This is a genomic window from Deltaproteobacteria bacterium (genome assembly GCA_016178705.1).
Classification (GTDB): Bacteria; Desulfobacterota; Binatia; order HRBIN30; family JACQVA1; genus JACOST01.
Map to the genome: position 1 here is coordinate 103,744 of JACOST010000006.1, position 24,524 is coordinate 128,267.

Here is a 24,524-nt window from a genome sequence, read left to right on the forward strand (position 1 = left end):
GCGTTGACCCGGTGTCGGGCGCGGATCAGACTATGCGCGTGTGAGTGGTGGTGAGCGGGCGACTGTAATCGTCCGGAAAGGAGTCCGTCATGGCCTTGGTCAGTGGCGAAACTCTCGGCGGTCGCTCTCAAGGCGAGACCGTTGCAACCTCCACCGTCGATCAACAAGGCATTGTCGCCGGCTTGCTCGGCGCCGCCACCATCGCCCTGTGGTTTCTCCTGCTCGATAGCCTCAGCGGCCGGCCGCTGTACACGCCGACCGTGCTCGGCATCTGGGTGTTCCGCCACGGTGCAGGTCTCACCTCCCCCGACACGCTTGCCCCGTCCTTCGAGATGGCGATGTTGTTCACCTGGATTCACGCGCTGGTATTTCTCGGTATCGGCTTTGCGGTTTCTCGGCTGTTGCGGGTCGCTGAACTTCACCCCAATCTTGGCTTCGGCATTCTCCTCCTCTTCGTCGTGTTCGAGTCCGGCTTCGTGGTGCTGACGATGACGGTCGCGCAAGATGTCGTGAGCGCGCTGGCGTGGCCCGCCGTGCTGTTCGGCAACCTCCTCGCCGCGGCGGCGATGGGCGCGTACTTCTGGCGCCATCATCCGAATCTGCGCATCGAGCCGTGAGCATCATACGATCGGTCTCGAGCTCGCAGTCTCGCCTTGACATGCGGCGCCGGTTGTTCGAACGTATCGGCGCTGAAGGAGGAGGCGAATGGTGGCCGTCAACAACGTGCGAATCGTACTGGTAGCCGGGGCACTGATTCTCGCCGCGTTGCTGGCGAGCACCCCGCGCAGCGTCGCGCAGCAGTTCACGTGTGATATCGACGAGCTCTCGACCAACGGTCCGGCGACGCAATGCAGCGGCACCTGTCCTATCGGCCAAACGTGCCAGTCCGTCGAGTCGCCGTGTCCTCTCCTTGAATCGGGGACCGCGGGCGCGGCCGGCTGCGCTGCGGAAATCCGGTTCACCTGTGCGTGCCTCGTCGATCCCGGCATCGTCAACAGTCTGCTCCGGCACCAACGTTGAGAGCGACGTTCCGCATTTCGACGCACCACCGCTTGACGTTGGCGCGGCGCCCTGAGCAGAATCGGCGCTGTGCCTGATCCGTTCCCGATCGCCATCGCCCAAATCGCACCTCGGCTGGGTGACCTCGCTGCCAACCTCGGCGTGTACGAGGCGCAGCTCAAGGCGGCGCGCGGACTCGGCGTCGATCTGGTCGTCTTCCCCGAGTTGTCGCTCACCGGCTACTTTCTCAAGGACATGGTGTCGACGGTGGCGCTGCGGCTCGACAGCCGCGAGGTCGGCAAGCTGCGCGCGCTCAGCCGCCGCACCGCCTTCGTCGCCGGCTTGGTCGAGGAGACGCCTGACTTCAAGTTCTACAACAGCGCGGTCTACTTCGAAGACGGTGACATTCGCCACGTGCATCGCAAAGTCTATCTCCCGACGTACGGCCTGTTCGACGAAGGCCGCTACTTTGCCCGCGGTGACCGCATCCGGACCTTCCCTTCGAAGTTCGGCCAGCTCGCCCTACTGATCTGCGAGGACATGTGGCATCCGTCGACGGTGTACGTGAGCGCTCTCGATCACGCGGTCATGGTGTTGTGTCCCTCGACCAGTCCGCTGCGCGGCATCAGTGACGGTTGCGAGCAGGACGACAACGCTCGCTATTGGGAAGGCCTCAATCGCACCTACGCACAGATGTTTTCGCTCTTCGTCGTCTACGCCAACCGGGTCGGGTTCGAAGACGGCGTCGGCTTTTGGGGCGGCTCGGAGATCATCGATCCCAGTGGCCAGCCGCTGGCGAAAGCCCACTACTACGAGCCTGATCTGATTGTCACCACCATCAATCTCAAACGCGCGCGGCAGCGGCGGGTAGTATCACCGATGTTGCGCGACGAGGATGTCGACCTGACGATCAACGAGCTGCTGCGAATTCGCGACCGTCGTACCGAGGCCGCACTGATCGCGGCCCGCACGCCGCGCGAAGCCACTCGTCGTGCTGCCCGCCCGGCGCGGGTACGGAGGACCACGCGGTGACCGTGGAGGCCTTGCGCAAACCGCACGCAGCGGTGTCGGCGCGCGTCGCGATCCCCACCAATCCGCCGCTGTTGCGGCGGATCTTGACCGCGTTCATTCGCGACGAAGTGCGCAAGGTCGGCATCGAGCGCGTCGTCATCGGCTTGTCGGGCGGTGTCGACTCGAGCGTCAGTGCGCTGCTCGCGGTCGAGGCCCTCGGTGCGGACAACGTGCTCGCCATCAAGATGCCGTACAAGGCGTCGAGCGTGGAGAGCGTTGAACACGCCGATGCGCTGGCGGCCGTCGGCGGCTTCCAACTCATGCAGGTAGAGATCACCGCGCAGATCGACGCCTACTTCGCCGGCTTCCCCGACGCCGACAATATGCGCCGCGGCAACAAGATGGCGCGCGAACGCATGACGATCCTCTACGATCACTCGGCGCGCTGGAAAGCCCTGGTGCTCGGCACCAGCAACAAGACCGAGCTGCTGCTCGGCTACGGCACTCTGCACGGCGACATGGCGTCGGCGCTCAACCCGATCGGCGATCTCTACAAGACCCAAGTGTGGGCGCTCGCGCGGGAGATCGGTGTGCCCCGCAGCATCATCGACAAGCAGCCGTCCGCCGACCTGTGGGCCGGACAGACCGACGAGGCGGAGCTCGGTTTCAGCTACCGCGAGGTCGATGCGCTGCTCTACCACATGGTCGACCTGCGCTATGCGCGTGAAGAACTGAGCGCGGCCGGATTTGCGGACCAGTTCGTCCAACGAGTCAGCGACATGGTGCGCCACTCGCAATTCAAGCGCCGGCTGCCGGTGATCGCCAAGGTATCCAATCGCACCATCGATCGCGACTTCCGCTACGCGCGCGATTGGGGCCGCTAGTCCGTGACGACTCGCATGGATCTTCTCAACAACTGGCTCGCGTTCGTCACCTCGCATCCGTTGCTCAGCGCCGGGGCGTTTGTGCTCGGGGTGCTCGCGCTCGCGGTGGTGCGCCCGCTGCTTCACCGCACGCGCGTGCGCGCCCATCTCGACGCCTCGCTCACCCTCATCAGCGTGGGTTTCGTATTCGGAGCCTTGTCAGCATTGGGCGGCGGCAGTGCCGGCGGTGTGGTGTTCCTCGATGCCTACGCCGTGTTCGTCGCCGCCGTCGCCATCGGAATTGTGCGCACGGTGCTGGTGCTGTTCGTCGACTTCTACATGCGCGAGCGCAAGGGCGCGGCGATCTCGACGATCTTCCGCGATGTCGCCAGCGTCATCACGTACTTCATCATCATCTTGCTGGTGCTCCGCTACACGCTCGACATCAACGTCACCTCGCTGATCACCACGTCCGCGGTGTTGACCGCCATCGTCGGTCTCGCGCTGCAAGATGTTCTTGGTGGCGTGATCAGTGGTCTGGTGATCGAGATGGAGTCGCCGTTCGGCCGCTCCGATTGGATTCGCGTCGGTGCCTTCGAAGGGCAAGTCGTCGAGACCGGTTGGCGGACCACCAAGATCCGCACGCGCGTGAACGAAGTGATCACGCTGCCGAACACGTACCTGTCGCGCGAGCCGGTGGTGAATTATTCGCGTCCCGACCCGCGGTATGGGGATACGCTGCACTTCGACGCCGCGTACGAAGCCACGCCGGACGAGGTGAAGCGGACGGTGATGGCGGTGTTGACGGAAGAGCGAGCCGTGTTGACGGACCCGGCACCGGAAGTGCGCACGCTGCGCTTCAAAGATTTTGCGATCGAGTATGCGGTCCGCTACTGGCTCGACCAATTTGGCGAGCTCGATCGCATTCGCGACCGGCTTACCACCAGTCTGTGGTACGCGTTGCGGCGGGCTAACGTGCGCATCCCGTTCCCGGCGCGCGAGAGCTATCTCGTGCGCGAGCAACCGGTCGCCAAGCTCGACCGCGGCGATGCCGTTGCTACCCTGGCGGCGGTGCCGCTGTTTGCGGCCGTGGGCGCCGACAATCTGACAACCTTGGCCACGCACGCGCGGCGACTGATCTTCGGGCGCGGCGAGCGGATCGTGCGCGAAGGTGATCCGGGCGATTCGTTCTACGTCATCGAGCATGGCTCGGTGGCGGTGGTCATCGGCGGGCGCGATGGCATACCGGAACGCACGATTGCGGAACTGCACACCGGCAACTTCTTTGGTGAGATGTCGCTGCTGGCGGGTGAGGCTCGGTCTGCCACCGTGGTGGCGCAAGAGGACGTGGCGGTCCTCGAAGTCGGTCGCGCCTGCTTTCAGAAAATTCTGATCGCCGATCCCGCCGTGCTCGAACCGATCAGCCAGATCGCCGCGCGCCGCCTGGACGAGCAGCGCGAGCATCGCAATAGCCGACAAGCGATGCCTGCCTTCGACAACGACCCAGCTGCGCAGCGTCTGCTGGAACGCATCAAATCATTCTTTCGCCTTTGAGCCCGCGTTCAACGATCGGCGAAAGCCGCGGCTTGTCGCGTGCGACAGGATCGTGGTAGCGTCCGCGCCGCTTGCTGAAGGACCAATTGATGCGGAACGCCAATCCCAACTACATCGTCGCGCTCTTCCCGCTCTTGCCCATGGGCAATGGTAGTAGAAGAGATATCGCGCGTGTCCGCATCTGACGACGAATCAGAAAGAGGCCCTATACCGGAGGCCGCGGACGCGTGAAGCGTTCGCGGCCTCCGGCGTTTTGGGGGAACTCTTATGGCAACCAGAGCAGAAGTTTTAGACCCGAGTGAATCGATCCGACTGCCCGGCGGAGTCGTGGAGTTGGCACTGCTCGCCTACCCCGTGGTGCTGCAGCAGATGTCGGACACGGCGATGCGCGTGGTGGACACCGCGATCGTCGGCCATCTCGGTGTCACCGAACTCGGTGCCGTCGGTTTTGGCGGCGTGTGGCTGTGGACTTTGACCTGCGGTTTTGTCGGCGTCGCCACCGGCGTGCAAACATTCGTGGCACAAGCTTTCGGTGCCGGCCACTTTAGAGAGTGCGGCGGGTGGATCTGGCAGGCATTGTATGCCCTGTGGCCACCGGCGCTCCTGTGGATCGCCGCGTTGGCGCTCGCGTTTACCCCGTTGCTGAACATGCTCGGGCCGTCCCCGGAACTCGGCGCGATGGCCGCGCGCTACGTTCACGCCAGTTTGTTCGGCGCACCCGCGATCGTCGTCGCGGTCGTCTTCACCTCGTTCTTTCGCGGCATCGGCGATACGCGTACGCCGCTCATCGGCGCGATCGTCGCCAACCTCCTCAATGCGGTGCTCGCGGTCGGCTTGGTGTTCGGGCGCTTCGGCTTGCCGATGTGGGGCGTCGCTGGCGCCGGCATCGCGACGTCAATCAGTAACTGGAGCTACGCGATCATGATGCTGCTCGCGGCGCGTCGGGCACGGACCGCGCGCCGCTATGCGACCGCGATGGTGCGCCCGCAGCTTGCAGCGATGTGGCGATTCACCCGCACCGGGGCGCCGATCGGCGGCCAGTGGGTACTCGAAATGATCTCCTTCGCGCTGTTTTCGACCATCATCGCGCGCATGGGCGATACGTCGATGGCGGCGAGCCAGGCGATGATTCAACTGCTGTCGCTGTCGTTCATGCAAGCCTTCGGGTTGTCGATCGCGACCGGCGCGCTGGTCGGGCGCTACATCGGCGCGAAGGATTTGGAGGCGGCCGAGCGCAGTCATTGGTCGGCGCTCAAGCTGGGCGTGGCCTTCGCGCTGGCGGTCACTGTCGTGTTCTTGGCCGTGCCGGAGGTGCTGCTGGGTCTCTTCAGCAACGATCCGGAAGTGCTGCGGCTCGGCCGGCCGCTGCTGGCGCTGGGCGCGCTGTTTCAATTGATCGATGCGGTGGGCATCGTTGCCAGCGGTTCATTGCGCGGCGCCGGCGACACCCGCTGGCCGTTCATGGTGCAGACCGCGCTTGCGTGGCTCGTGCGTTTGCCGGTGGTGTACGTGCTCGCGGTCGTACTGGAGCGCGGCGTCATTGGTGCCTGGTTCGGCGAACTGATCTTCGTGACCATCCTGTCGTTCGTGTGGATCATGCGCTTTCGAGCCGGCGCCTGGCGATCGATCCGCATCTGACTAGGGCGCAAGCTGCAGCAACGCGGTCAGCGGCAGCTTGGCGATGCGGATATCGGAACGCACCAGCATGCCGACGATCCACGGATAGTCGCGTCGAATGTTGCTGGTGTAATAGCTCGCGTACAAGCAGCCATCGCGCAGGACGACTCCCGCGTACGAGGTGTCGCTCGCGCTGGGAAAATCGGAGAGGTAGACGAGTCGATCCGCTTCGACCGCGAACAGCGCTGTGCGCTTGCGGCTGAAGACCCCGCCGAGTTGGGTGTAGCGCCCGCGTCGGCCGGGTTGATAGCGCGCCACCGCGAAGAGTCGGCCGGCGTGTGCGAACAACGCCGGGCCGTCGAGTCGTGTCACTTGACTCTTTGCGTAGTGCCACTCGGTGTACGGCGGCGCGGCGACGGCGATTAGCGTCGATGCATCCGGGTTGCCCCACGGATTGTCGGGCGTCACTTCCAATCGTGCGGTGGCGAGCAGGCGCCCATCGGGCAAGAACTCGATGTCGGTTTCGTCGTTGCCTTCGCCATCGTTGATCTGCGACACGATCGTCCAGTGCACGCCGTCGGTTGACGTGAGCAGGATCGACTTGCCGTGCCGATGCCAGTATGCGGCGACGTACCAACGCACGCCGTCGCGCGTCTTCGGCCGCCAGAACAGCCAGCCGGGGTGATCGATCGTCTCGAACGGGCTCCAGCGCACGCCATCGTCGCTGATAGAATAGACGGTGCCGTACGGGAGCGCGCGTAGTCCCTTGTTGGGCAACGCGTAGAGGAACAAGCGGTCACCGATCAGCGCGAACTTCGGATCGCGAATATCTTCGCCGGGAATGTTCAGCTCCGCCAGCTTCTCCCACGTGCGCGCGTCGCGCGAGCGTCGCACCACCAGCGTGCAGCGCGTACTGCCCATGTGGAACGGCGAGGCGGCATGGATCAGGTAGAAATGATCGCGCCACCAGATCATGTCGGTGTTCGAGTTGTGCAGGCCGTCGGCAACGGCATCCCAGGTCTCGATCTCCAACTGCGGGTCGACGCGTGACCGATTCGGTCGCAGCAGCCAGTACGCGAGCAACGCCACAGGCGGCGCTGCAATCGCGCCCAATCCCACCATCAGAAGTTTCAATCCGTTTAGCACGCGCAGCGCGCCTCAAGATGACAATGGGAATTCACCACGAAGGCACGAAGGCCACGAAGCACGGACTCTTCGCTCCCATTTTCGTGCGCTTCGTGTCTTCGTGGTGAAGGCTTTGGCCGATCAAGATTAGTCTTTCGTAACCGGCAAGCCGGCCTCGGTCCAGCCGCGCCAGCCGCCGTCCATCGAGACTACATTGGTGTAGCCCATCTTCTGGAGATTGTCGGCGGCCAGCGCGGAACGAAAACCGCCGCCGCAGTACAGCACGATCGGCGCGGCATGATCGGTGATCGCGGCTTCGATATCGCGCTCGATGATCCCTTTGCACAGATGCTGGGCGCGCGGCAGGTGGCCGTTGGCCCACTCGCTCGCTTCGCGCACGTCCACGAGGTGGAACGGCTCATCGCGATCGAGCATGGCCCTGACATCAGTGATGGTGACTTCGCGGATGCGCTGCTTGGTGTCTTCGACCAAGCGCAGAAAACCCGGTGCGTGTTTCATTGCGACTCCTTTATGGCCGTGGATCGGGCGGCGGGGCGTGGAGTGGCAGGCTCAGGGTGAAACGCGTGCCGCGACCTGGCTGACTGTCCACGGCGACGGTTCCACCGAGTGCTTCAGTGAGTCGGCGAACGATGTAGAGGCCGAGACCGACTCCGCCACCGCGCGGCGCTTGGGTGGCGGCTTGGCGAAACATTTCGAAAATCTGCGACAACTCGTCGGCGGAGATCCCAGTGCCGGTGTCATTCACGGTGAACACTACGCTGTTGCCTGTCGGTTCGCGTGCGGCGGTGATCGTGACCGCGCCTTCGTCGGTATATTTCAGCGCGTTGTGAATCAAGTTGCGCAAGACCATTTCGAGCTTGCGACGATCGCTGCGCAGCTGCAGATCATCGTTCAACTCCCACTGCAGGCGGACCCTTGGCTTATACCAGTCGGCGGGCAGGTTCTCTTCCAGGCTGGCGAAGATATCGGCGAGGCCAAAGCTGCTGAGCTGCAACTGAAGAACGCCAGCCTCGATGCGGTTGATGTCGAGCATCGACTGGATCAGATCGAGCAGTTGCAGCGCATGCTGGCGGACCCGCCGCAGGGCATCCTGCGATTCGGCCGGCTCAGTCAGCACGCCATCGAGGAGGAGATCGACGAAGCCGATGATCACGGTGAGCGGCGTGCGGATTTCGTGCGAGACGGTGGCGAGGAATTCCGACTTGGCGCTGTTGGCGCGTTCGGAATCGATGGCGTGACGATACGCCGCGAAGCGGTAGGTATCGATCAGATGCGCCCCGAGAGTCGTGAGCGCCGCGTTCATGGTCAGGATCGCGATGCCGTACGGCATCGGCAACATCAGTGTCGCCCCGCCGCGCAATACGAGCAAGTAGCCGAGCAGGCTGCCGACGCTGACCAACCCCTGCACGCGCCAGCCCCACGGGAACATCAGCACCAGCCCGGTGAGGAAAATCATCTGCCCCATCACGCACAACTCGCCCAGACCGTGGACGCGCACGAAGTAGAGACAGAACGCGAAGCTGAGCGCGGTGTTGGCCAGCCCGGTGATCGGGCGCGCGCGGTCGGGCATGGTGCGCACCAAGCGAATGTTCGCGCCGGCCACGAACAGCGCCGTGACGCACATCACGATGATGGCCGTCGAGCGTTCCGGAAAGTAGAGCCAACCGAGCACGCAGGCGAACCCGAGAAATCCGAGCAGCAGCGCCCACGCCAACGGCACGCGGCTGGCCACCAGCGCGCGCATCTCGTCGCGGTAGGTTTCTTCGAGTGTCCGACTCGTCTCCGTCGCGCTTCCGCCTGGTGTTGCCACCCGCATCATGCCGGAGCAACCCTAGCATTTTGATTGGAGGCGGGCGAAGAGAGCGGGGGCTCGTGACCTGCGGGGCTTTGCGCAAGAAGGCCCTCGATACGTTCGCGTCGCTCACTACTCGGGCAAACGGATTGTGGCAGAAAGTGAAGGAGAACCGCTTCCCCGAGTAGCAGGTCCGATAAGAAGCCGAAGGCTTCGTATCGAGGGCTGCGTATCGAGGGGCTCACTTCTTGCGCACTGCGACATCCGAGTGAGCTATCGAGCGCCACTCAACCGGGGCTTGCGTCGCGGCGGTCTTCGGATAGCCTCACGGAAGCGGAGGAACAGGCATGATCGATCTCTACACCTGGACGACACCGAACGGCCGCAAGGTTTCCATCATGCTCGAAGAGACCGGGCTGGCGTACAATGTGTTTCCGGTGAGCTTGCCCGAGCGGAAACAGTTCGAGCCGGCATTCACCGCGCTCAATCCGAATCAGCGCATCCCTGTGCTGGTCGACCACGATCTACCCGACGGCCCGCTCGCCATCATCGAGTCGGGGGCGATTTTGATTCATCTCGCCGAGAAGACCGGAAAATGTCTGCCGCGCGACGTACGCGGCCGCAGCGAGGTATTGCAGTGGCTGATGTTCCAGATGGGCGGCATCGGCCCGATGATGGGGCAAGCGGGTTACTTCGCCAATACCGCCGAAGAGAAGATCCCGTTCGCGATTCAACGCTACATCAATGAGTCGGTACGATTGATCGGCGTCCTCAACACCCGCCTCGCCGACCGCAACTATCTCGGCGGCGAGTACTCGATCGCCGACATGGCGACGTATCCCTGGGTCGCCGCCGGCTGGGGCATCTTCAAGACGATGATGCCGGAACAAATCGGCAAGCTCGGCCACGTGCAGCGCTGGCTCGACGCGGTCGCGGCGCGACCCGCAGTGCAACGCGGCATGGCCGTTCCGGTGGCCTAAACCGGTTTACTGCGCCAGCAAACTGCGCGCGATTTGCGAGATCTGGATCTCGTCGGTGCCGGCATAGATCTGCAGCACCTTGGCGTCGCGGCAGAGTTGCTCGACTTGAAACTCGGCCATGTAGCCGTTGCCGCCGAAGAGCTGCACGGCTTCCAGCGCCACTTCCATCGCCGCCTGCGCCGAGTACAGCTTGCACGCCGAGGCTTCGGCGAAACTCATGCCCTTGCCGTGCTCGGCCATCTCGATCTGGCGGAACACCATGTTCTGGATGTTCATGCGCGCCACTTCCATCTTGGCCAGCTTGAGCTGAATGAGTTGGAATTCGCCGATCGGACGACCAAAGGCCACGCGCGTGCGCGCGTAGTCGATGCATAGTTCGAGGCACTGCTGCACGATGCCCAGCGCCATCGCCGCGACGCCGGTGCGCTCCATCGAGAATGTATCCTTCGCACCCGAGCGCGCACGCACGTCCTCGGTCTCGCCGATCAGACGGTCTTTGCCGACCTGCACGTCTTCGAGAAACAACTCGCCGGTCGGCGACGAGTGCAGACCCATCTTGCGCATCGGCTTCGACTGCGTGAGGCCGGGCATGCCCTTGTCGAGGACGAAGTTGAGTATCTTGCGATCCTTCGCATCGTTGCCTTCGTCGAGCTTGCAGATGAACACGATCGTATCGGCATACGGACCGTTGGTGATGAACGTCTTGCTGCCATTCAGCACGTAGCCGTCGCCGTTACGCCGCGCGCTGGCCTTCATGCCACCGAAGGCGTCGGAGCCTGAGCCGGGTTCGGTGATCGCCCACGCGCCGATCTTTTCCAGCGTGAGCAGAGGCAACCCCCAGCGCTCCTTCTGCCGCAGCGAGCCCTTGGACATGATCGCCGCGGCGGTCAGACCGACGCTGACTCCCATCGCCGTCACCATCCCGGGGCAGTAGCGGCAGAGTTCGATGATCGGGATGATCGACATGCCGACGGCTTCGCCGCCGCCTTGCGAGGCTTTCGCTGCGTCGGCCACCGATTCGCCGCGCTCGCGCGCCTTGTCGCGCGCGATCTGGCGTTCGAAGCGCGCGCGCGCCACTTGGTCGAGCCCGAAGGTCGCCATCATCTTGCGCAGAATGTCATACGGCGGCAGATCGCCATGTTCGAGCGCTTCGAGGTTTGGCTTGATCTCCGCCTCGATGAAGCGACGCACGGCGTCGCGGATCATCTGGTGTTGCTCACTCCACTCAATCATTGCTGGGGACTCCTTCGATGCGAATGCTGCCCAAGGACATACGCGATGTACGCGCGACGGTAAACCAGCTTCCTGTAAATCGGGCGGTCTTGCACAAAAGCTCCCAGCAGTGGCTCCGTCATACCGGCGAAAGCCGGTATCCAGGCGGAGCGTGGAGCGCGATCCTGGATTCCGGCTTTCGCCGGAATGACGAATGGAGAGAGCGTGAAAGAGAACCGCTTCCCCGAGTGCCTCACCGAGTAGAAGCCGAAGGCTTCGTATCGAGGAGCGGCGTATCGAGGGGCGACACCTCGCACCGCCACCCTCTAGCCGCGAGCCCCCAAAGCGCGCTACAAGCGGCGCACGCGAGGAGAACCAATGAGCACACCGAGCCGAGCCGAAGTCGAAGCCGCATTCAAGCACTATCTCAAAGTCGGCGCCGAGCAACACGACTGGAACGCGTGGGCGGATCTGTTCACCGAAGACGCACTCTACGTCGAGGTGCAGTACGGCACCTTCCACGGCCGCGAAGCGATCCGCAAGTGGATCACCGAGGTCATGGCGACTGTACCCGACATGTATTTCCCGCCGCCCGATTGGTACGCCATCGATGGCGATCGGGTCATCTTCTATTTGCAAAACGTGCTGCCGAACCCCGATCCGAAGGGCCAGCCGTTCGGGTTTTCGAACGTGACCATCCTGCGCTACCGCGACGGCCTGTGGTCGTACGAGGAGGACATCTACGACGTGCGCGCCAGCATGCGCGTGAAGGAGTTGTTCAAGGCGGCGAAGAAATAGTTCGTGGTCTCTAGTTTGTGGTCTGTGGTTAGAGAACTAGGGACCAGGGACTAGGGACCAGGAACCAGTTCGACCGGAATCCGCGTGAAGCTGCGGAAGATGAAACTCGGGTGCAACGGTAGGGGCTCTTCGTCGGCGCGGTGAAAGTCTTTTGTGTGACGCACCAGCGCGCCGATCGCGACTTGCGCTTCGAGGCGCGCGAGGTTGTTGCCGAGACAGAAGTGCGGACCGAAGCCGAAGGCGAGATGGCGATTGTCGTCACGCGCGATGTCGAAGGCGTTGGGGCGATCGAATACCGACTCGTCGCGGTTCGCCGATCCGAGCCAGACCAGCGCGTTCTGCTCCGCCTCGATCGTCGTGCCCGCAACGTCCATCCGCCGGGTCGCGCGGCGCACGGTCACTTGCACCGGCGAGGAGAAGCGCAGGACTTCGTCGATCGCGCTCGCAAGCAATTCGGGCTGCGCGCGCAAGCGCGCGAGCTGATCGGGATGGCGCATCAGCTCGATCGCCGCGTTGCCGATCAGTGTCGTCGTGGTTTCATTACCGGCGACCAGCAGCAGGGTCAGCATCTGCAGCATCTCGTCGAAACTGAGCCGTGACCCTTCGATCTCGGCGGCGACCAGTCCGCTGAGCAAATCTTCGCGCGGCATCCGGCGACGCTCATCGACGAGCCGCGAGAAGTAGGCCCGCATCTCGTCGAGGATTGCCAGCTCACGAGCGATGATATCGGGCGGCTCCGGACCCATGATGCCGAGGCCGAGATTTTCCACCAAGCCGTCGGACCAGTGCTTGAATTGCTCGCGATCCTCCAACGGCACACCGATCATCTCGGCGATGACGATCACCGGCAGCGGATAGGTGAGCGCTTGCACCAGATCGACGCGCCGCTTGTCGAGCGCGTCGGCGAGCAACTCGTCGGCGATCGCTTCCATGCGCTGCTCCAAGCGCCGGATCATCCGCGGCGTAAAGGCTTGGTTGACGAGGCCACGCAGCCGCGTGTGTTCCGGCGGGTCTTGCATCAACATGCTCGGTGGTAAGTCTTTGCGCACCTCAACGCCAGGCGGCGGCGGGAAGATGCTGGACCACGCGGTCGGATCTTTGAGAATCGCTTGAATGTCGTCGTAGCGGAACACCGAGAACAGCGGCAGTCCTTCGTGCGCGAACACCGGAAACTCGCGTCGCCCGCGCGCGTACAACGGAAACGGATTCGCCCGTACGTCGGGATCGAACGGATTGAAGGAGAAGGGTTCCTGGTCCATGGTTTGTAGTCTCTGGTTTCTGGTCTCTGGTTTGCGGTTTGTGGGTGGTTACTTGAACTTCGTGCCGCGCAGGTTGGAGGTCTTCAGGTACTTCATGAATCCCGCGATCAGTCTTTTGGTCGATTGGCAGAGCTCGGACAAGCGATCGAATTGTTCCTGACTCACATAGGTCTGGTCCAGGGCCACGTAGAGTTGCGCCTCGACTTCACCGGTGGAGCCCTTCGCCACCGCTAGAAACTGTCCGAATTCCGCGGAGCCGCTGCGTTCGAATCCTTCCGCGATGTTCGACATGATGGAAATGGCGGCGCGCCGCATCTGATCCCGCAGCGCGAAGTCCTTCGCGAACCGCCCTTCGGCGGAGAGTGCGTACACCGCCCGCGTCAGCTCGCGTGCCTTCTGCCACGCTTCGATGTCCTCAAACCGCCGAATGGTGGCCATATCATCCCTCCTCTCAGAGCGCTTTGCAGCGAACCAAAACCAGAGACCAGAGACCACGAACCAGAGACCAGAGACTAAACCCGCGCGCCGACGAGCGCCTGCAACGCCTGCGTGAGGCCATCGACGCTGAGGTGGAACATCGGGAAGAGTTTGCGCACGAGTTGCACGGTCTGCACGTTCCAGTACGGCGTATCTTCGGGATTGAGCCATACGGCGCGATCGAAGTGCTGGGCGATACGGTGCAGCCAGACCACGCCCGGCGTCCGCGTCGTACGGCGCGGATCGATGTTGCCGAACGGTTCCAGCATCTCGGCGGGGTGCATCGCGGCATCGCCGACGATCACCACCTTCCAGCGCTCGTCGAGTCGCCGCAACACATCGCCGGTCGGGATGGCGTCGGCGTGCAGCATCCGCGCTTTGTTGAAGACGTGGTCGTAGACGCAGTTGTGAAAGTAGTAGGGCTGGAACTCGCGCAGGCTGTGATCCTCGTGCAATGCGGTGAGCAACTGACTGACCGGCTCGTAGTACGGCTCCATCGTGCCACCGACGTCCATCAGCAACAGCACACGCACGTCGTTGCGGCGCGGTGCGCGGAACACCAATTCGATCTCGCCGGCGTTCTTGCATGTTTCGTCGATGGTTTCGTCGAGATCCAACTCCGTCGCGACGCCGGTGCGCGTGAGCTGGCGCAGGCGACGCAGCGCGACTTTCATCGAACGCAGGTCGAGCGACGCGTCAGTGCGATAGTCTTTGAAGCGGCGCTCTTCGGCGACCTTCATCGCCGAACGGCTCTTCGCCGGTCCGCCGACGCGAATGCCGGTCGGATGTTGGCCGCCGTGGCCGTACGGTGACTTGCCACCGGTCCCCACCCACTTGTCGCCACCGTCGTGGCGGCCGTCCTGCTTCTCCAGCGTTTCGAGGAAGCGGCGCATCAACTCGTCGGCGTTGAGCTGTTCGAGCTTGGCGAGATCTTCTGGCGACAGGTTGGGAAAATTCGTCGGATCGCGTAGCCACTCCATCACTTGCTCGGCGACGTCGTCGAGCGCGCCCTCGACGCCTTTGAACACGCGGCCGAAGACGCGATCGTAAGCGTCGAAGTAGGTCTCGCTCTTGATCAGGCACGAGCGTCCGAGATGGTAGAAGCGCAGCAGACTCGATCCGTGCAGGCCTTCTTCCAGCGCGCGCAGAAACGTCTGCCACTCTTGAATCGCGACCGGCACCCCTTCGTCGCGCAATCCGTAATACAGAGGGAGAAACATTGGCTTCGCTCACGATCCCTTCACCTGGGCGGCTACCATGTTTGCCGCGCTACGGAAAGACGTGCGGAGCAAGCCAAAGTGGATGCCCGATCCCTGTAGGGGCGACGCATGCGTCGCCCGCGAACCGACGTGCCCACTGCGGAGAAGACGGAGGGCGATGCATGCATCGCCCCTACGCTTCAGAGAAGATCGCACATTTTCCCGCCGCATTACTACGGTGCAGGGCCGGCAAGCAATGCGTTCACTGTCGCTGACACCTCGGCGCTGCTCAGAATGCTGAAGTGACTTTCTTTGAAGCCATACACCTTCTTCGCGGCGTGTTGCGCGGGCTGGGCGAGTTCACTCGATAGCGCGACCGTGCCGTCGTTCGGTTCGCGCAGCAGCAACGAGTGTCCATCGTAGCTGAACAGCAGGTAGTACGGGCAGGGCAGCGGAGTGCCGAATAGCTCGCTCAGAAACGGGCTGCCGGGCGCCATATCGGTCCACATGGGCATGACGACCGGAGAATGCTCGGCACCCGCCGCCGCCGCGGCATAGCCGTTCCACGGGCTGGAGATGCTGATGAACTCGGCGACGAGGTCGCCGCTACCGTTGGCCACCAGCCCGTTGATGGTGGCGCGCGAAACCAAACCGCCCATGCTGTGCGCGACGATAGCGATGCGCTGGAACCCGTAGCGCACGGTGAGCGTGTTCAGCCAGCGGGCGGCCCCCCGCGCCGTCACGTCGAGATCAATCCCCGACGGGTAGTAGAGAACCCAAGGCTGGAACTTCGAACGATCGAGATGGGCGATGAGGTAGCGCCAATCAGTCGGAGTGCCGCCCGCGCCGTGTACGAACAAGACGGGAATCTTGTGCGGATCGAACGGTTCGAGAAAGTAGAAACCGGCGCCGACTTCGAATAGGAACTCCACGGGTTGCCACAAGCCGAGATTGCCGTTGTCGGCTGTGAAACGCGGATCATCGAGGCTGACCACCTCGCCGAGCGATACCGGTGGAAGCTGAGTCCCGCGCTTGCCGAGAGCGGGAACCGCGAGCGGAACACTCGGCCGCAAGTGCGACTCGGACCCGATCGACACGTCGAGGCCCTTGATCGTTTGGCCCGCGTCGACGCGCACATCCGTGGGCTCTCCGTAAGAGGCCGCGAGTTCCTCCGGCTCGTAGGTGAAGTTGCGGTTGCGATCGACGAACGCCACGATCTGATACGTGCCCGGCGGCACGGCAAAGAAGTAGGCGCCCGAGCGTTCGAGCACGAACGAGTCGACGACTTTGTCCGGCTGCGTGGTCGAGAGCGCCACCACAATCGGTGCGTCGTCATCGTGCGGGCGGGTCACGTGCCCGCCGATGAATCCGAATTCTTCGATGCGCTCAACGTCCTTGCGCAGCTTCCGCAGCGCGCAGCCGTCCACCAGCAGCGTGGTTGCGATCATCGCCGCGAGTAGCATTCTGCAGCATGCGTGGTTCACGGCTGACCTCACAGGGCGGGCTTCGCCCCGCAGGTCAAAGTGAAAGTCCAAAGTCGAAAGCGGCTGACAAGATTCTTCGCGTGACGCGGCGCCTTCGCAGCGGTTTGGAAACTGGCCCTCGATACGGTCGCTTCGCGATCTACTCGGGCAAACGGGTCTTGACCCTCTGCGAGCCGGAACAACCGCTTCCCCGAGTAGCGGCACTGAGTAGAAGCCGGAGGCTTCGTATCGAAGGGACGCGTATCGAGGGGCTACCTGAGCTGCAAAGCCTATCACAACAGAGGTTTCTTGATTTTGTCGGGAGATATCCAACCTTCGCGGGCGAAGAACTCCGACAAGTATTGCGCCGCTTTGTCGGCGCTGCGGCCCGCCATCGCGTCGATCGCGGTGCGATACGCCTTCACCCCACCGATGCCGGCATTGGCGACCGCCATTCCAGCGGTGACGCCGCCTTGAGCCGCGGCCCCGGCGCCCATGGTCACTGCAGCTCCCGGCATCTCGCCGCTGTCCGCGTGGGTTTTGAATTCCATCAGCGTGCGGTAGCCGTCCCCCGATGGCGAGAGGACTTGCACCTGGGTGTCGATCTTGGACTGTCCCGCGCCGAGCCCGATCACCAGCCGCCGTAACTGATTGCCTTCGTCGATATCGATGAAGTGCCCGGTGATCACCAGCGCATTCGACGGCACGGAAGTATTCTGATCCGCGCGGTGCGCCGGCAGTCCGAGCTCGGTGATCTGTTTCACCAGTTCGTCGGCCAGCCGGTCGGACACTTGCTGCGCGATCTCCTCGTTTTGCTCGGTTTTGTTCGTGCTCTCGGCGGCATCGTAGGCCTTTTGGAACAGCCCTTGGTTCGCGCTGACCTCGTTCAAATTCACGGCGAACTTGTACACCAACACGATCCCGGGCGGCGGCAGATTCGTCGCGAAGGTCTCTTGGATCGGCGTCACGTTGGTCGTGGCGCAGCCCGCCAAGGCGACCACGATTCCGATTGTTCCCAGGGCTTGTTGTCCTCGCGTCATCATTCGTCCTCCTACGCAGCGGACTCAGTTCGAGCGCACTATCCAACATCATCAGCGGGCCACGCAAGGCCTGGCGGGCGAGACGGCAGGTGCACCGCGGTCGGACTTTCGAGGGTGACGCCACGCATCCGCAGCGGGATCGCAGATCCTCCATTGGCTCGTGCGTGGAGGTGTGTTACGAATTTGTGCTTGGAGCAACGAATCGGGCAAATCGAAAAGGAGGAACTGTCGATGAAGAGACGATTTCACCTACATGCGATCGCCGGCATCTCGGCGGCGCTGGCCGCGTTCATCGGAGCCACTACTCCGGTGATGGCAGCGGACAAACCCAACATCATCGTCATCATGGGAGACGACATCGGTATGTGGAACATCGGCGCCTACCATCGTGGCATGATGGCCGGCAAGACGCCGAACCTCGACAAGATCGCCAAAGAGGGCATGTTGTTCACCGACTACTACGCCGAGGCGAGTTGTACGGCGGGTCGCGCGAACTTCATCACCGGCGAACTGCCGATCCGCACCGGCATGACCACGGTCGGCCAGGCGGGCGCGTCGGTTGGCCTGCCTGCCGAGGCGGTGACCATTGCCACGGCGCTCAAGGACATGGGGTATGCCACCGGCCAGTTCGGCAAGAATCACCTTGGCGACAAGAATGAGTTTCTGCCCTGCGTGCACGGCTTCGACGAATTCTTCGGCTACCTCTATCACCTCGATGCGATGGAAGACCCGGCGCATCCGAACTACCCACAGGATCTGTTGAACGTCGTCGGCCCACGCAACATGGTTCACTGCTGGGGCGCCGACAAGGACGACCCCACCGACATGCCGCGCTGGGGCAAAATCGGCAAACAGAAGATTGAAGACGCCGGCCCGCTCTATCCCAAACGGATGGAGACGGTCGACGACGAGATTCGTGATCTCGCGCTCAAATTTATCGATAAGGCCAAGGCGGACGGCAAACCTTTCTTCGTCTGGCTCAACCCGACGCGCATGCACATCGTTACCCATCTCTCGGAGAAGTACGAGAAGATGCGCAACTCGGAGAATGGCTGGTCGGAAGAAGAAGCCGGCATGGCCCAGCTCGATGACGACATCGGCTTGGTGATGCAGAAGCTCAAAGATCTGGGTGTGGACGACAACACCATCGTCGTCTTCACCACCGACAACGGCACCGAACTCTTCACCTGGCCCGATGGCGGCACGACGCCGTTCGCGCAGTGCAAAGGGACGGTCATGGAAGGCGGCTTCCGCGTGCCCGCGATCCTGCGCTGGCCCGGCCACGTCCCGGCGGACTCGGTGCAGAACGGCATCATGTCCGGCATGGACTGGTTCCCCACATTCGTCACCGCGGCCGGCAATCCGAACATCACCGCAGAGTTGCTGAAAGGCAAGAAGATCGGCGACCGGACGTACAAGAACCATCTCGACGGCTACGATCAGACCGCCATGATCACCGGCAAAGGTCCGTCCACCCGCCACGAGATCTTCTATCTCGGCGAAAGCACCGTCGGCGCGGTGCGCATTGATGACTACAAGTATCGTTTCATTGACCAACCCCAAGGCTGGCTAGGCGAAAAGACCCATCCAGACGTGCCCTACCTGATCAACCTGCGCCTCGATCCGTTCGAGCGTCAGGGCTGGCCCGGCAATGGGACGAAGGACGGGGCGCAGCAATACTTCGATTGGTTCAAGTTCCAATTCTGGCGCTTTGTGTTCGTCCAGCAAGTGGTGGGCAAAGAAATCCAAACCTTCCTCGACTACCCGCCGATGCAGCGGGGCGCGAGCTTCAATCTTGACGCCGTCAAAGCGGAGATGGGCAAACGGATGGCCGAAGCGGAAGCCGCGGCTAAAGGCACCGGCCAGTAACCGCAATGACCTTCACGGCGGGCGGCTCGCAAGGGTCGCCCGCTCATGCTCTCTCAACGTTTCGCGATGAGCCATTGCTCCTCCGGCCCGCTTGGCGCTAAGGGAGCGGCCAGGAGGACGTGTTATGAAGAAATTCGGGGGCGCTGTTTCGCTTCTGACGTTGGCTGCGTGCTTGGTGGCGCCGGTCGCGTACGCTGGATCAACGAAGTGTACGATGAAGTTCGATCTCAAAGAGTGGGCTGCGTTGTACGAGAGCGCGAAGGGCACTGGCAAGATCACCTGCGACAACGGGCAGTCGGCGTCGGTGACGATCCAGGGGAAGGGCGGCGGGCTGGAGGTCGGGAAATTCGAGGTCAAGGACGGCCGCGGCTCGTTCACCGACGTGTCTAGCATCGACGAGCTGTTCGGCAAGTACGTGGCTGCCGACACCAGCGCCGCGGCAAAGAAGGCGGCGGATGCTTGGGTGATGACCAAGGACAAGGTGTCGCTCGGACTTGCTGGCACCGGCAAGGGCTGGGAACTCGGTTTCTCTATCGACGAGTTCGTCATCGAGAAGGTGAAGTAGGAATTCGCACGGCGACGATTCGAGTCGCCTCGCGACGTGTTGGGGCTCAACGCGGAAAACTTTTCTCGAGGACGGCACCGGTCTCGGTCGGGATTGCCGTCTCAGATCGTCTTGGTCATGTTGGTTACATGAGAAAAACGTCGCTCCGCGGACGCGAAAGCGCAGCTCTCGACTCTGGTGAGCGAGGTGCAGCACAAGCACCGACGCGTCATCATCGTCCGCCATGGAAAACCTTGCGTTGCGATCGTACCCGTCGATGTTGCCGCGGCTGCGTCCCGCACGGCAAGCCGGCCGAAGGGACTCACACGTAACGAGGTTCGGCATCTGTTCCGCGCGCTGGGAAAGAAACCCAGTCGCCGCCCTCCTCGGTACTCGCCGATGACGATGGTCCTCGGGGCAGCGGCAGCGTAGCTGAACCAACGCGTACCGCCGCGCCCGGACGCACCGCTGATGCGCCCATCGCAAAGGTCGTCTCAAAACTACGGCAGCCAGGGACGGCTGTCGCCACCGATCTTTGGGAGATCAGGCTAACCAAGCTGGTGGTGGCAGGCCTCTGTGCCTGCCGACTTGAGTTTTGATGCGCACTCCGCCGCGACGGGCCATGGCATCAATGGCCGAGTGATGGTAACGGAGTGTGCCGTTCCGCCGCTTTGCGGCGGGCGGGGGAACGTTCGAAACCAAATGACGAGGGGGTGCATGATGATGAAGCGATCAACAGTGGTTGTCAGTCTTGTGGCTGTCCTTGGGATGTCTCTGCGTGCGAAGGCTGGAGCGGTATCCGATGGCGAATACTCGGGCGGTTTTCTCACGCGCTCGACCTTCACCGGCGACTTCAACGGTGATCGCAATTACTTGGCGGGGAAGGGCATCACCTTCGATGCGACCATGACTCAGGTGGAGCAAGGCGTCGTCTCCGGCGGTAAGAACGGCGAATGGGAGTACGGCGGGCGCGGCGATGTCATCGGCGTTCTCGATACCCAGAAGCTGGGGTTGTGGCCCGGGGGATTTCTCACCGCCGAGCTCGAAGGCAATTGGTCCGACTCGGTGAACTTCAAGACCGGAGCACTCAGCCCACCGAACGAAAATCAACTCTTTCCCTTGCCGAGCGGTGACAACATCGCCTTGCCCGCATTGAATTTCGCGCAGTTCCTCTCGCACTACGCCGGTGTCGTCGTTGGGAAGCTGGACGTCATGTCCGCCGACAACAACGAGTTCGCCCACGGGAAGTACGGGAAGGGAGATACGGAGTTCTTGAATACGTCATTCAACGTCAATCCGGTTGCCTTGATGGCGCCGTACTCAACGTTGGGCACGGGGGTGATCGTCCTGCCGACCGCGGATCCCCACCAGGCCATCGTCCAGTTCTCCGTGTTGTCGGCCACTGGCAAGCCAAGCACGACCGGTTTCGACAATTTCAAAGGGGCGATCTTTGGCAGTGAAGGTCGCGTACGCACCGATTTCTTCGGCCTCACCGGCCATCAACTCGTCGGTGGGATGTATTCAAACCGACAATACACGTCGATCGATCAGCGCCTCGGCTTTGTGATCGAGAACCAGGCCTTGGTGAAACACGACGGCACCTGGGCGGTCTACTACAACTTCGACCAGTTTTTGTATGAAACCGACAAGGCCGCGGGCAACGGTGTTGGCCTGTTCGGACGCTTCGGTGCGTCCGCAGGCAACCCGGTTCCGGCGCAGTACATGTATAGCCTCGGCGTCGGCGGCAAGGGCCTCATCCCTACTCGCGACCTCGATCGCTTCGGCATCGGCTACTACTACCTGAGTATCAACAACCCCACGTTGCAAACTCCGATCGGAACCACCTCATTCTTGCGCGACGAGTGGGGGTTCGAGGCGTTCTACAACGTCGCGCTCACACCGTGGCTGTTGGTGACACCCGATGTCCAAGTCGTCGGGCCGACTCAGAAGCACCGCATCGTCACCGGTCCCCTCGGCAAGCCTGGCCTCGATCCGGAATTCATCGGCACCGCGACCGTCCTCGGCGTGCGGATCCAGTTGATTCTCTAACGCGAACACGGCCGATCGTCCGCTCTGTGTTGGGGCGACGCATGCGTCGCCCGCGCGAATTGCCGCGGCGGCTGACATCAGATGAAGGAACGAATCACGATGCAAGCAACGAAGCGAGTGACGGCGATCAGTTTCCTGCTAGCCGCGACGCTGGCTGTGACCGGTTGCGCCGGCTCCAAGGGTTTCAAGGGAGCCGGCGCCTTCGAGGTCAAAGACATCGCCGAGTCGGCGTACATCTACGCCTTCCCGATGATCGGCAACTACAAGGCGATGTCCGAGTTCGCGATCGACAAACAGTCGAGCCAGTACAAGGCGCCGTTCAACCAGATCGCGAACGAGGCGCGCGTGGCCACGCCGAAGGACACGGCAGTGGTCACTCCGAACAGCGACACGCCGTACTCGCTGCTCGAAATGGATCTGCGCGCCGAGCCGTTGGTGCTCTGTGTCCCCGAAGTCGAGAAGCAGCGATACTATTCGGTGCAGCTCATCGACATGTACACCTTCAACGTCGGCTACATCGGCAGTCGCGCTACCGGCAACGGCGCCGGCTGCTACATGGTCGCGGGCCCGCGGTGGAAGGGTACGGCGCCGGCGGGTGTCGCCAAGGTGTTCCCGTTCGAGACTGAGTTCGGACTGGCGATCTATCGGACGCAGCTTTTCAATCCCACCGACATCGACAACGTGAAGAAGGTGCAAGCGGGCTACAAGGTGCAAACTCTCTCGCACTTTCTCGGACAACCCGCGCCCATCGCCGCTCCCGAACCGAAGTGGCCGGCCTTCAGCGAAAATGCTTTCAAGACAGATGCGTTCTCCTACGTGAATTTCTTGCTGCAGTTCTGTCCCGTCGTGCCGGCGGAAGCACACGTCCGCCAACGCTTCGCCGAGATCGACATCGCCGCGGGTCGACGCTTCGATTTCGAGAAGCTGTCGCTCGAAGACAAAGTCGCGGTCGGGATCGGCATCCGCGACGCGTTCGAGAAGATCAAGACCAAGCGCGAGGCGATGGGCAAGGATGTCAACGGCTGGCGCGTCGGGGCCGCGTTTGGCGACCGCGCTTTCTACAACGGGGACTATCTGCTGCGCGCCGCCGCCGCGCTCGCCGGCATCTTCGGCAACGACGCGGTCGAAGCTCTCTATCCGATGGCCGCGACCGACAGCAAAGGCGACAAGCTCGACGGCGCCAAGCACCGCTACACGCTCACGTTTCCGGCAGGTCAGTATCCGCCGGTGAACGCGTTCTGGTCGGTGACGATGTACGACGGCAAGACGCAGTTGCTGATCGACAACCCGATCAATCGCTATCTGATCAACTCGCCGATGCTGCCGCAGATGAAGAAGAACAAGGATGGATCGCTGACCATCTACGTGCAGAAGGATTCTCCCGGCAAGGACAAGGAGTCTAACTGGCTGCCGGCACCGAACGGCCCGATCTACCTGGTGATGCGGCTGTACTGGCCGAAGCAAACCGCGCTCGACGGCGAGTGGAAGCCGGCGCCGATCATGCGCGTCGACTGAGGGAGGAACCCATGAACCTTCGCAAGTCGTTGGCTACATTCGTTGCGCTGGTCGCGATGCTCGTCGGCGTGGCGCACGCGCAGGAGGCGAAGCCGGCGTCGGACACCCAGGAGAAGGCGTCGCTGACGGAGATCAACAAGCAGCTCAGCAACCCCGTCACCAGTTTCTGGTCGCTGACGTTCCAGTTCAACAACTACAGCCTGGAGAACGATCACTGGAATCACAACATGCAGTTCCAACCAGTGCTGCCGATCAGTTTGAGCAAGGATTGGAACCTCATCAATCGGCCGCTGATCCCAGTCTACAATAGCGCTCCGCATCCGATCGGCTCTGGCCGTTTCACTCAGACCACGGGCTTCGGTGACTTGGCCGACATCGAGATGGTGTCGCCCGCAGATTCCGGACCGTGGCTCCTCGCGCTGGGCCCCACCTTCATCTTCCCGACTGGATCGATGTTCACGGGTCAGGGCCACTACCAGGCCGGACCCGCCGCGGTGCTCGGCTATCTCACCAAGGACTACATCGTCGGCGTGTTCCCGCAGCAGTGGTGGTCGGTCGATGGTGGGAGCCGCAAGGCCGTGAGTCAGATGAATCTCCAGCCCTTCTACGCGTACTTCCTCGGTGAAGGATGGAGTGTCGGCTATTCGGGGAACGTGTTGGCCAACTGGCACGCGTCCGCCGGTGATGTGTGGACGCTGCCCCTCGGCCTCGCGCTCTCCAAAGTCCAGAAGCTCGGAATCCTGCCCGTCAAGTTCGCGCTCGCGGGGCAGTACATGCCCGTGCACCCGGGCGAGTTCGGGCAGGAGTGGAACATCCAACTCGTCATCACGCCGGTGATCCCGAAGCTGTTCAAGGGAACGATCTTCTAGTGAAGTGCGACACGCGGATGGGTTCTTATGAGCGCGTGCATCTCACGCAGAACCGGGAGGGCGAGGCTCCCGCCGAGCCGATCCGCTCTGCAATACTATGCGAGAGCGGGAATTCAACGCACAGGCGCGGAGTTACCATGTGTTCGGTTGGAGTGAGCTGAGAAAGATGGGAGCCTCACCTTGTGCACGCGGGACACGCCAAACGTGGCCGCAAGATTGTTGCACCAAGAAGGGAGGCTCCCATGACCAAGGTAGTGCAGCGACCCGA

At 62.6% G+C, this 24,524-nt stretch carries 23 protein-coding genes; 14 read left to right on the forward strand and 9 right to left on the reverse strand.

The window, feature by feature from the left end; genetic code table 11:
• The first annotated feature begins 89 nt into the window (after positions 1-89).
• The 6 genes from HYR72_02980 (at position 90) to HYR72_03005 (ending at position 6,065) form a co-directional block, all read left to right on the forward strand.
• The gene (locus HYR72_02980; GenBank protein ID MBI1813921.1) at positions 90-617 is read left to right on the forward strand and encodes a hypothetical protein; all 528 of its coding nucleotides are present in this window, start codon (positions 90-92) and stop codon (positions 615-617) included.
• Between the two features lie 88 nt (positions 618-705).
• Positions 706-1,020, forward strand: a complete 315-nt coding sequence (locus tag HYR72_02985) for a hypothetical protein (protein ID MBI1813922.1) — start codon at positions 706-708, stop codon at positions 1,018-1,020.
• Between the two features lie 69 nt (positions 1,021-1,089).
• A complete protein-coding gene (locus HYR72_02990; protein ID MBI1813923.1) occupies positions 1,090-2,031 on the forward strand; it encodes a carbon-nitrogen hydrolase in 942 nt (313 codons plus the stop codon).
• Between the two features lie 50 nt (positions 2,032-2,081).
• The gene (locus HYR72_02995; protein MBI1813924.1) at positions 2,082-2,894 is read left to right on the forward strand and encodes an NAD+ synthase; all 813 of its coding nucleotides are present in this window, start codon (positions 2,082-2,084) and stop codon (positions 2,892-2,894) included.
• 15 nt (positions 2,895-2,909) lie between these two features.
• Positions 2,910-4,427 (forward strand): mechanosensitive ion channel, encoded by a 1,518-nt coding sequence (locus HYR72_03000; GenBank protein ID MBI1813925.1) that lies wholly within the window; start codon positions 2,910-2,912, stop codon positions 4,425-4,427.
• Between the two features lie 267 nt (positions 4,428-4,694).
• Positions 4,695-6,065 (forward strand): MATE family efflux transporter, encoded by a 1,371-nt coding sequence (locus HYR72_03005; GenBank protein MBI1813926.1) that lies wholly within the window; start codon positions 4,695-4,697, stop codon positions 6,063-6,065.
• Here HYR72_03005 and HYR72_03010 read toward each other — a convergent pair whose 3' ends face one another.
• From HYR72_03010 to HYR72_03020, 3 genes are all read right to left on the reverse strand, one after another.
• Positions 6,066-7,190 carry an exo-alpha-sialidase gene (locus HYR72_03010; GenBank protein ID MBI1813927.1) on the reverse strand — a complete coding sequence of 375 codons (1,125 nt, stop codon included), beginning with the start codon at positions 7,188-7,190 and terminating at the stop codon, positions 6,066-6,068. It abuts the gene before it with no gap.
• A gap of 126 nt (positions 7,191-7,316) precedes the next feature.
• Positions 7,317-7,688, reverse strand: a complete 372-nt coding sequence (locus HYR72_03015; protein MBI1813928.1) for a sulfurtransferase — start codon at positions 7,686-7,688, stop codon at positions 7,317-7,319.
• Positions 7,689-7,698: 10 nt separating this feature from the next.
• Complete coding sequence (locus HYR72_03020) at positions 7,699-9,009, reverse strand: HAMP domain-containing histidine kinase (GenBank protein ID MBI1813929.1); 1,311 nt, start codon at positions 9,007-9,009, stop codon at positions 7,699-7,701.
• A 320-nt stretch (positions 9,010-9,329) separates the two neighbouring features.
• Here HYR72_03020 and HYR72_03025 point away from each other — a divergent pair, with 320 nt between their 5' ends.
• On the forward strand, positions 9,330-9,962 hold the full coding sequence (locus HYR72_03025; GenBank protein ID MBI1813930.1) for a glutathione S-transferase N-terminal domain-containing protein: 633 nt from the start codon (positions 9,330-9,332) through the stop codon (positions 9,960-9,962).
• Positions 9,963-9,968: 6 nt separating this feature from the next.
• Here the strand turns inward: HYR72_03025 and HYR72_03030 are convergent, their stop codons facing one another.
• The gene (locus HYR72_03030; protein ID MBI1813931.1) at positions 9,969-11,195 is read right to left on the reverse strand and encodes an acyl-CoA dehydrogenase family protein; all 1,227 of its coding nucleotides are present in this window, start codon (positions 11,193-11,195) and stop codon (positions 9,969-9,971) included.
• Between the two features lie 357 nt (positions 11,196-11,552).
• Between HYR72_03030 and HYR72_03035 the strand changes: the two genes are divergently transcribed.
• A complete protein-coding gene (locus HYR72_03035) occupies positions 11,553-11,972 on the forward strand; it encodes a nuclear transport factor 2 family protein (protein ID MBI1813932.1) in 420 nt (139 codons plus the stop codon).
• Positions 11,973-12,022: 50 nt separating this feature from the next.
• Here HYR72_03035 and HYR72_03040 read toward each other — a convergent pair whose 3' ends face one another.
• The 5 genes from HYR72_03040 to HYR72_03060 form a co-directional block, all read right to left on the reverse strand.
• A complete protein-coding gene (locus HYR72_03040; protein MBI1813933.1) occupies positions 12,023-13,231 on the reverse strand; it encodes a cytochrome P450 in 1,209 nt (402 codons plus the stop codon).
• Between the two features lie 48 nt (positions 13,232-13,279).
• A complete protein-coding gene (locus tag HYR72_03045; protein ID MBI1813934.1) occupies positions 13,280-13,669 on the reverse strand; it encodes a four helix bundle protein in 390 nt (129 codons plus the stop codon).
• A 74-nt stretch (positions 13,670-13,743) separates the two neighbouring features.
• Entirely contained in the window at positions 13,744-14,928 is a 1,185-nt protein-coding gene (locus tag HYR72_03050; protein ID MBI1813935.1) for a VWA domain-containing protein, read from the reverse strand.
• A gap of 212 nt (positions 14,929-15,140) precedes the next feature.
• A complete protein-coding gene (locus HYR72_03055; GenBank protein MBI1813936.1) occupies positions 15,141-16,355 on the reverse strand; it encodes an alpha/beta fold hydrolase in 1,215 nt (404 codons plus the stop codon).
• A 308-nt stretch (positions 16,356-16,663) separates the two neighbouring features.
• Positions 16,664-17,413, reverse strand: coding sequence for a DUF4410 domain-containing protein (locus HYR72_03060; GenBank protein MBI1813937.1), 750 nt, complete (start codon positions 17,411-17,413; stop codon positions 16,664-16,666).
• Between the two features lie 228 nt (positions 17,414-17,641).
• On the opposite strand from HYR72_03060, the gene HYR72_03065 reads away from it, so the two are divergent.
• From HYR72_03065 to HYR72_03090, 6 genes are all read left to right on the forward strand, one after another.
• The gene (locus tag HYR72_03065) at positions 17,642-19,279 is read left to right on the forward strand and encodes an arylsulfatase (GenBank protein ID MBI1813938.1); all 1,638 of its coding nucleotides are present in this window, start codon (positions 17,642-17,644) and stop codon (positions 19,277-19,279) included.
• A 124-nt stretch (positions 19,280-19,403) separates the two neighbouring features.
• Positions 19,404-19,844, forward strand: coding sequence for a hypothetical protein (locus tag HYR72_03070; protein MBI1813939.1), 441 nt, complete (start codon positions 19,404-19,406; stop codon positions 19,842-19,844).
• A 186-nt stretch (positions 19,845-20,030) separates the two neighbouring features.
• The gene (locus HYR72_03075) at positions 20,031-20,255 is read left to right on the forward strand and encodes a hypothetical protein (GenBank protein ID MBI1813940.1); all 225 of its coding nucleotides are present in this window, start codon (positions 20,031-20,033) and stop codon (positions 20,253-20,255) included.
• 336 nt (positions 20,256-20,591) lie between these two features.
• Positions 20,592-21,872: a carbohydrate porin gene (locus HYR72_03080; GenBank protein ID MBI1813941.1), complete on the forward strand. Its 1,281-nt coding sequence runs from the start codon at positions 20,592-20,594 to the stop codon at positions 21,870-21,872.
• Positions 21,873-21,971: 99 nt separating this feature from the next.
• A complete protein-coding gene (locus tag HYR72_03085; GenBank protein MBI1813942.1) occupies positions 21,972-23,387 on the forward strand; it encodes a DUF1254 domain-containing protein in 1,416 nt (471 codons plus the stop codon).
• Positions 23,388-23,398: 11 nt separating this feature from the next.
• Entirely contained in the window at positions 23,399-24,256 is an 858-nt protein-coding gene (locus tag HYR72_03090) for a hypothetical protein (GenBank protein ID MBI1813943.1), read from the forward strand.
• The last annotated feature ends 268 nt before the right edge of the window (positions 24,257-24,524 follow it).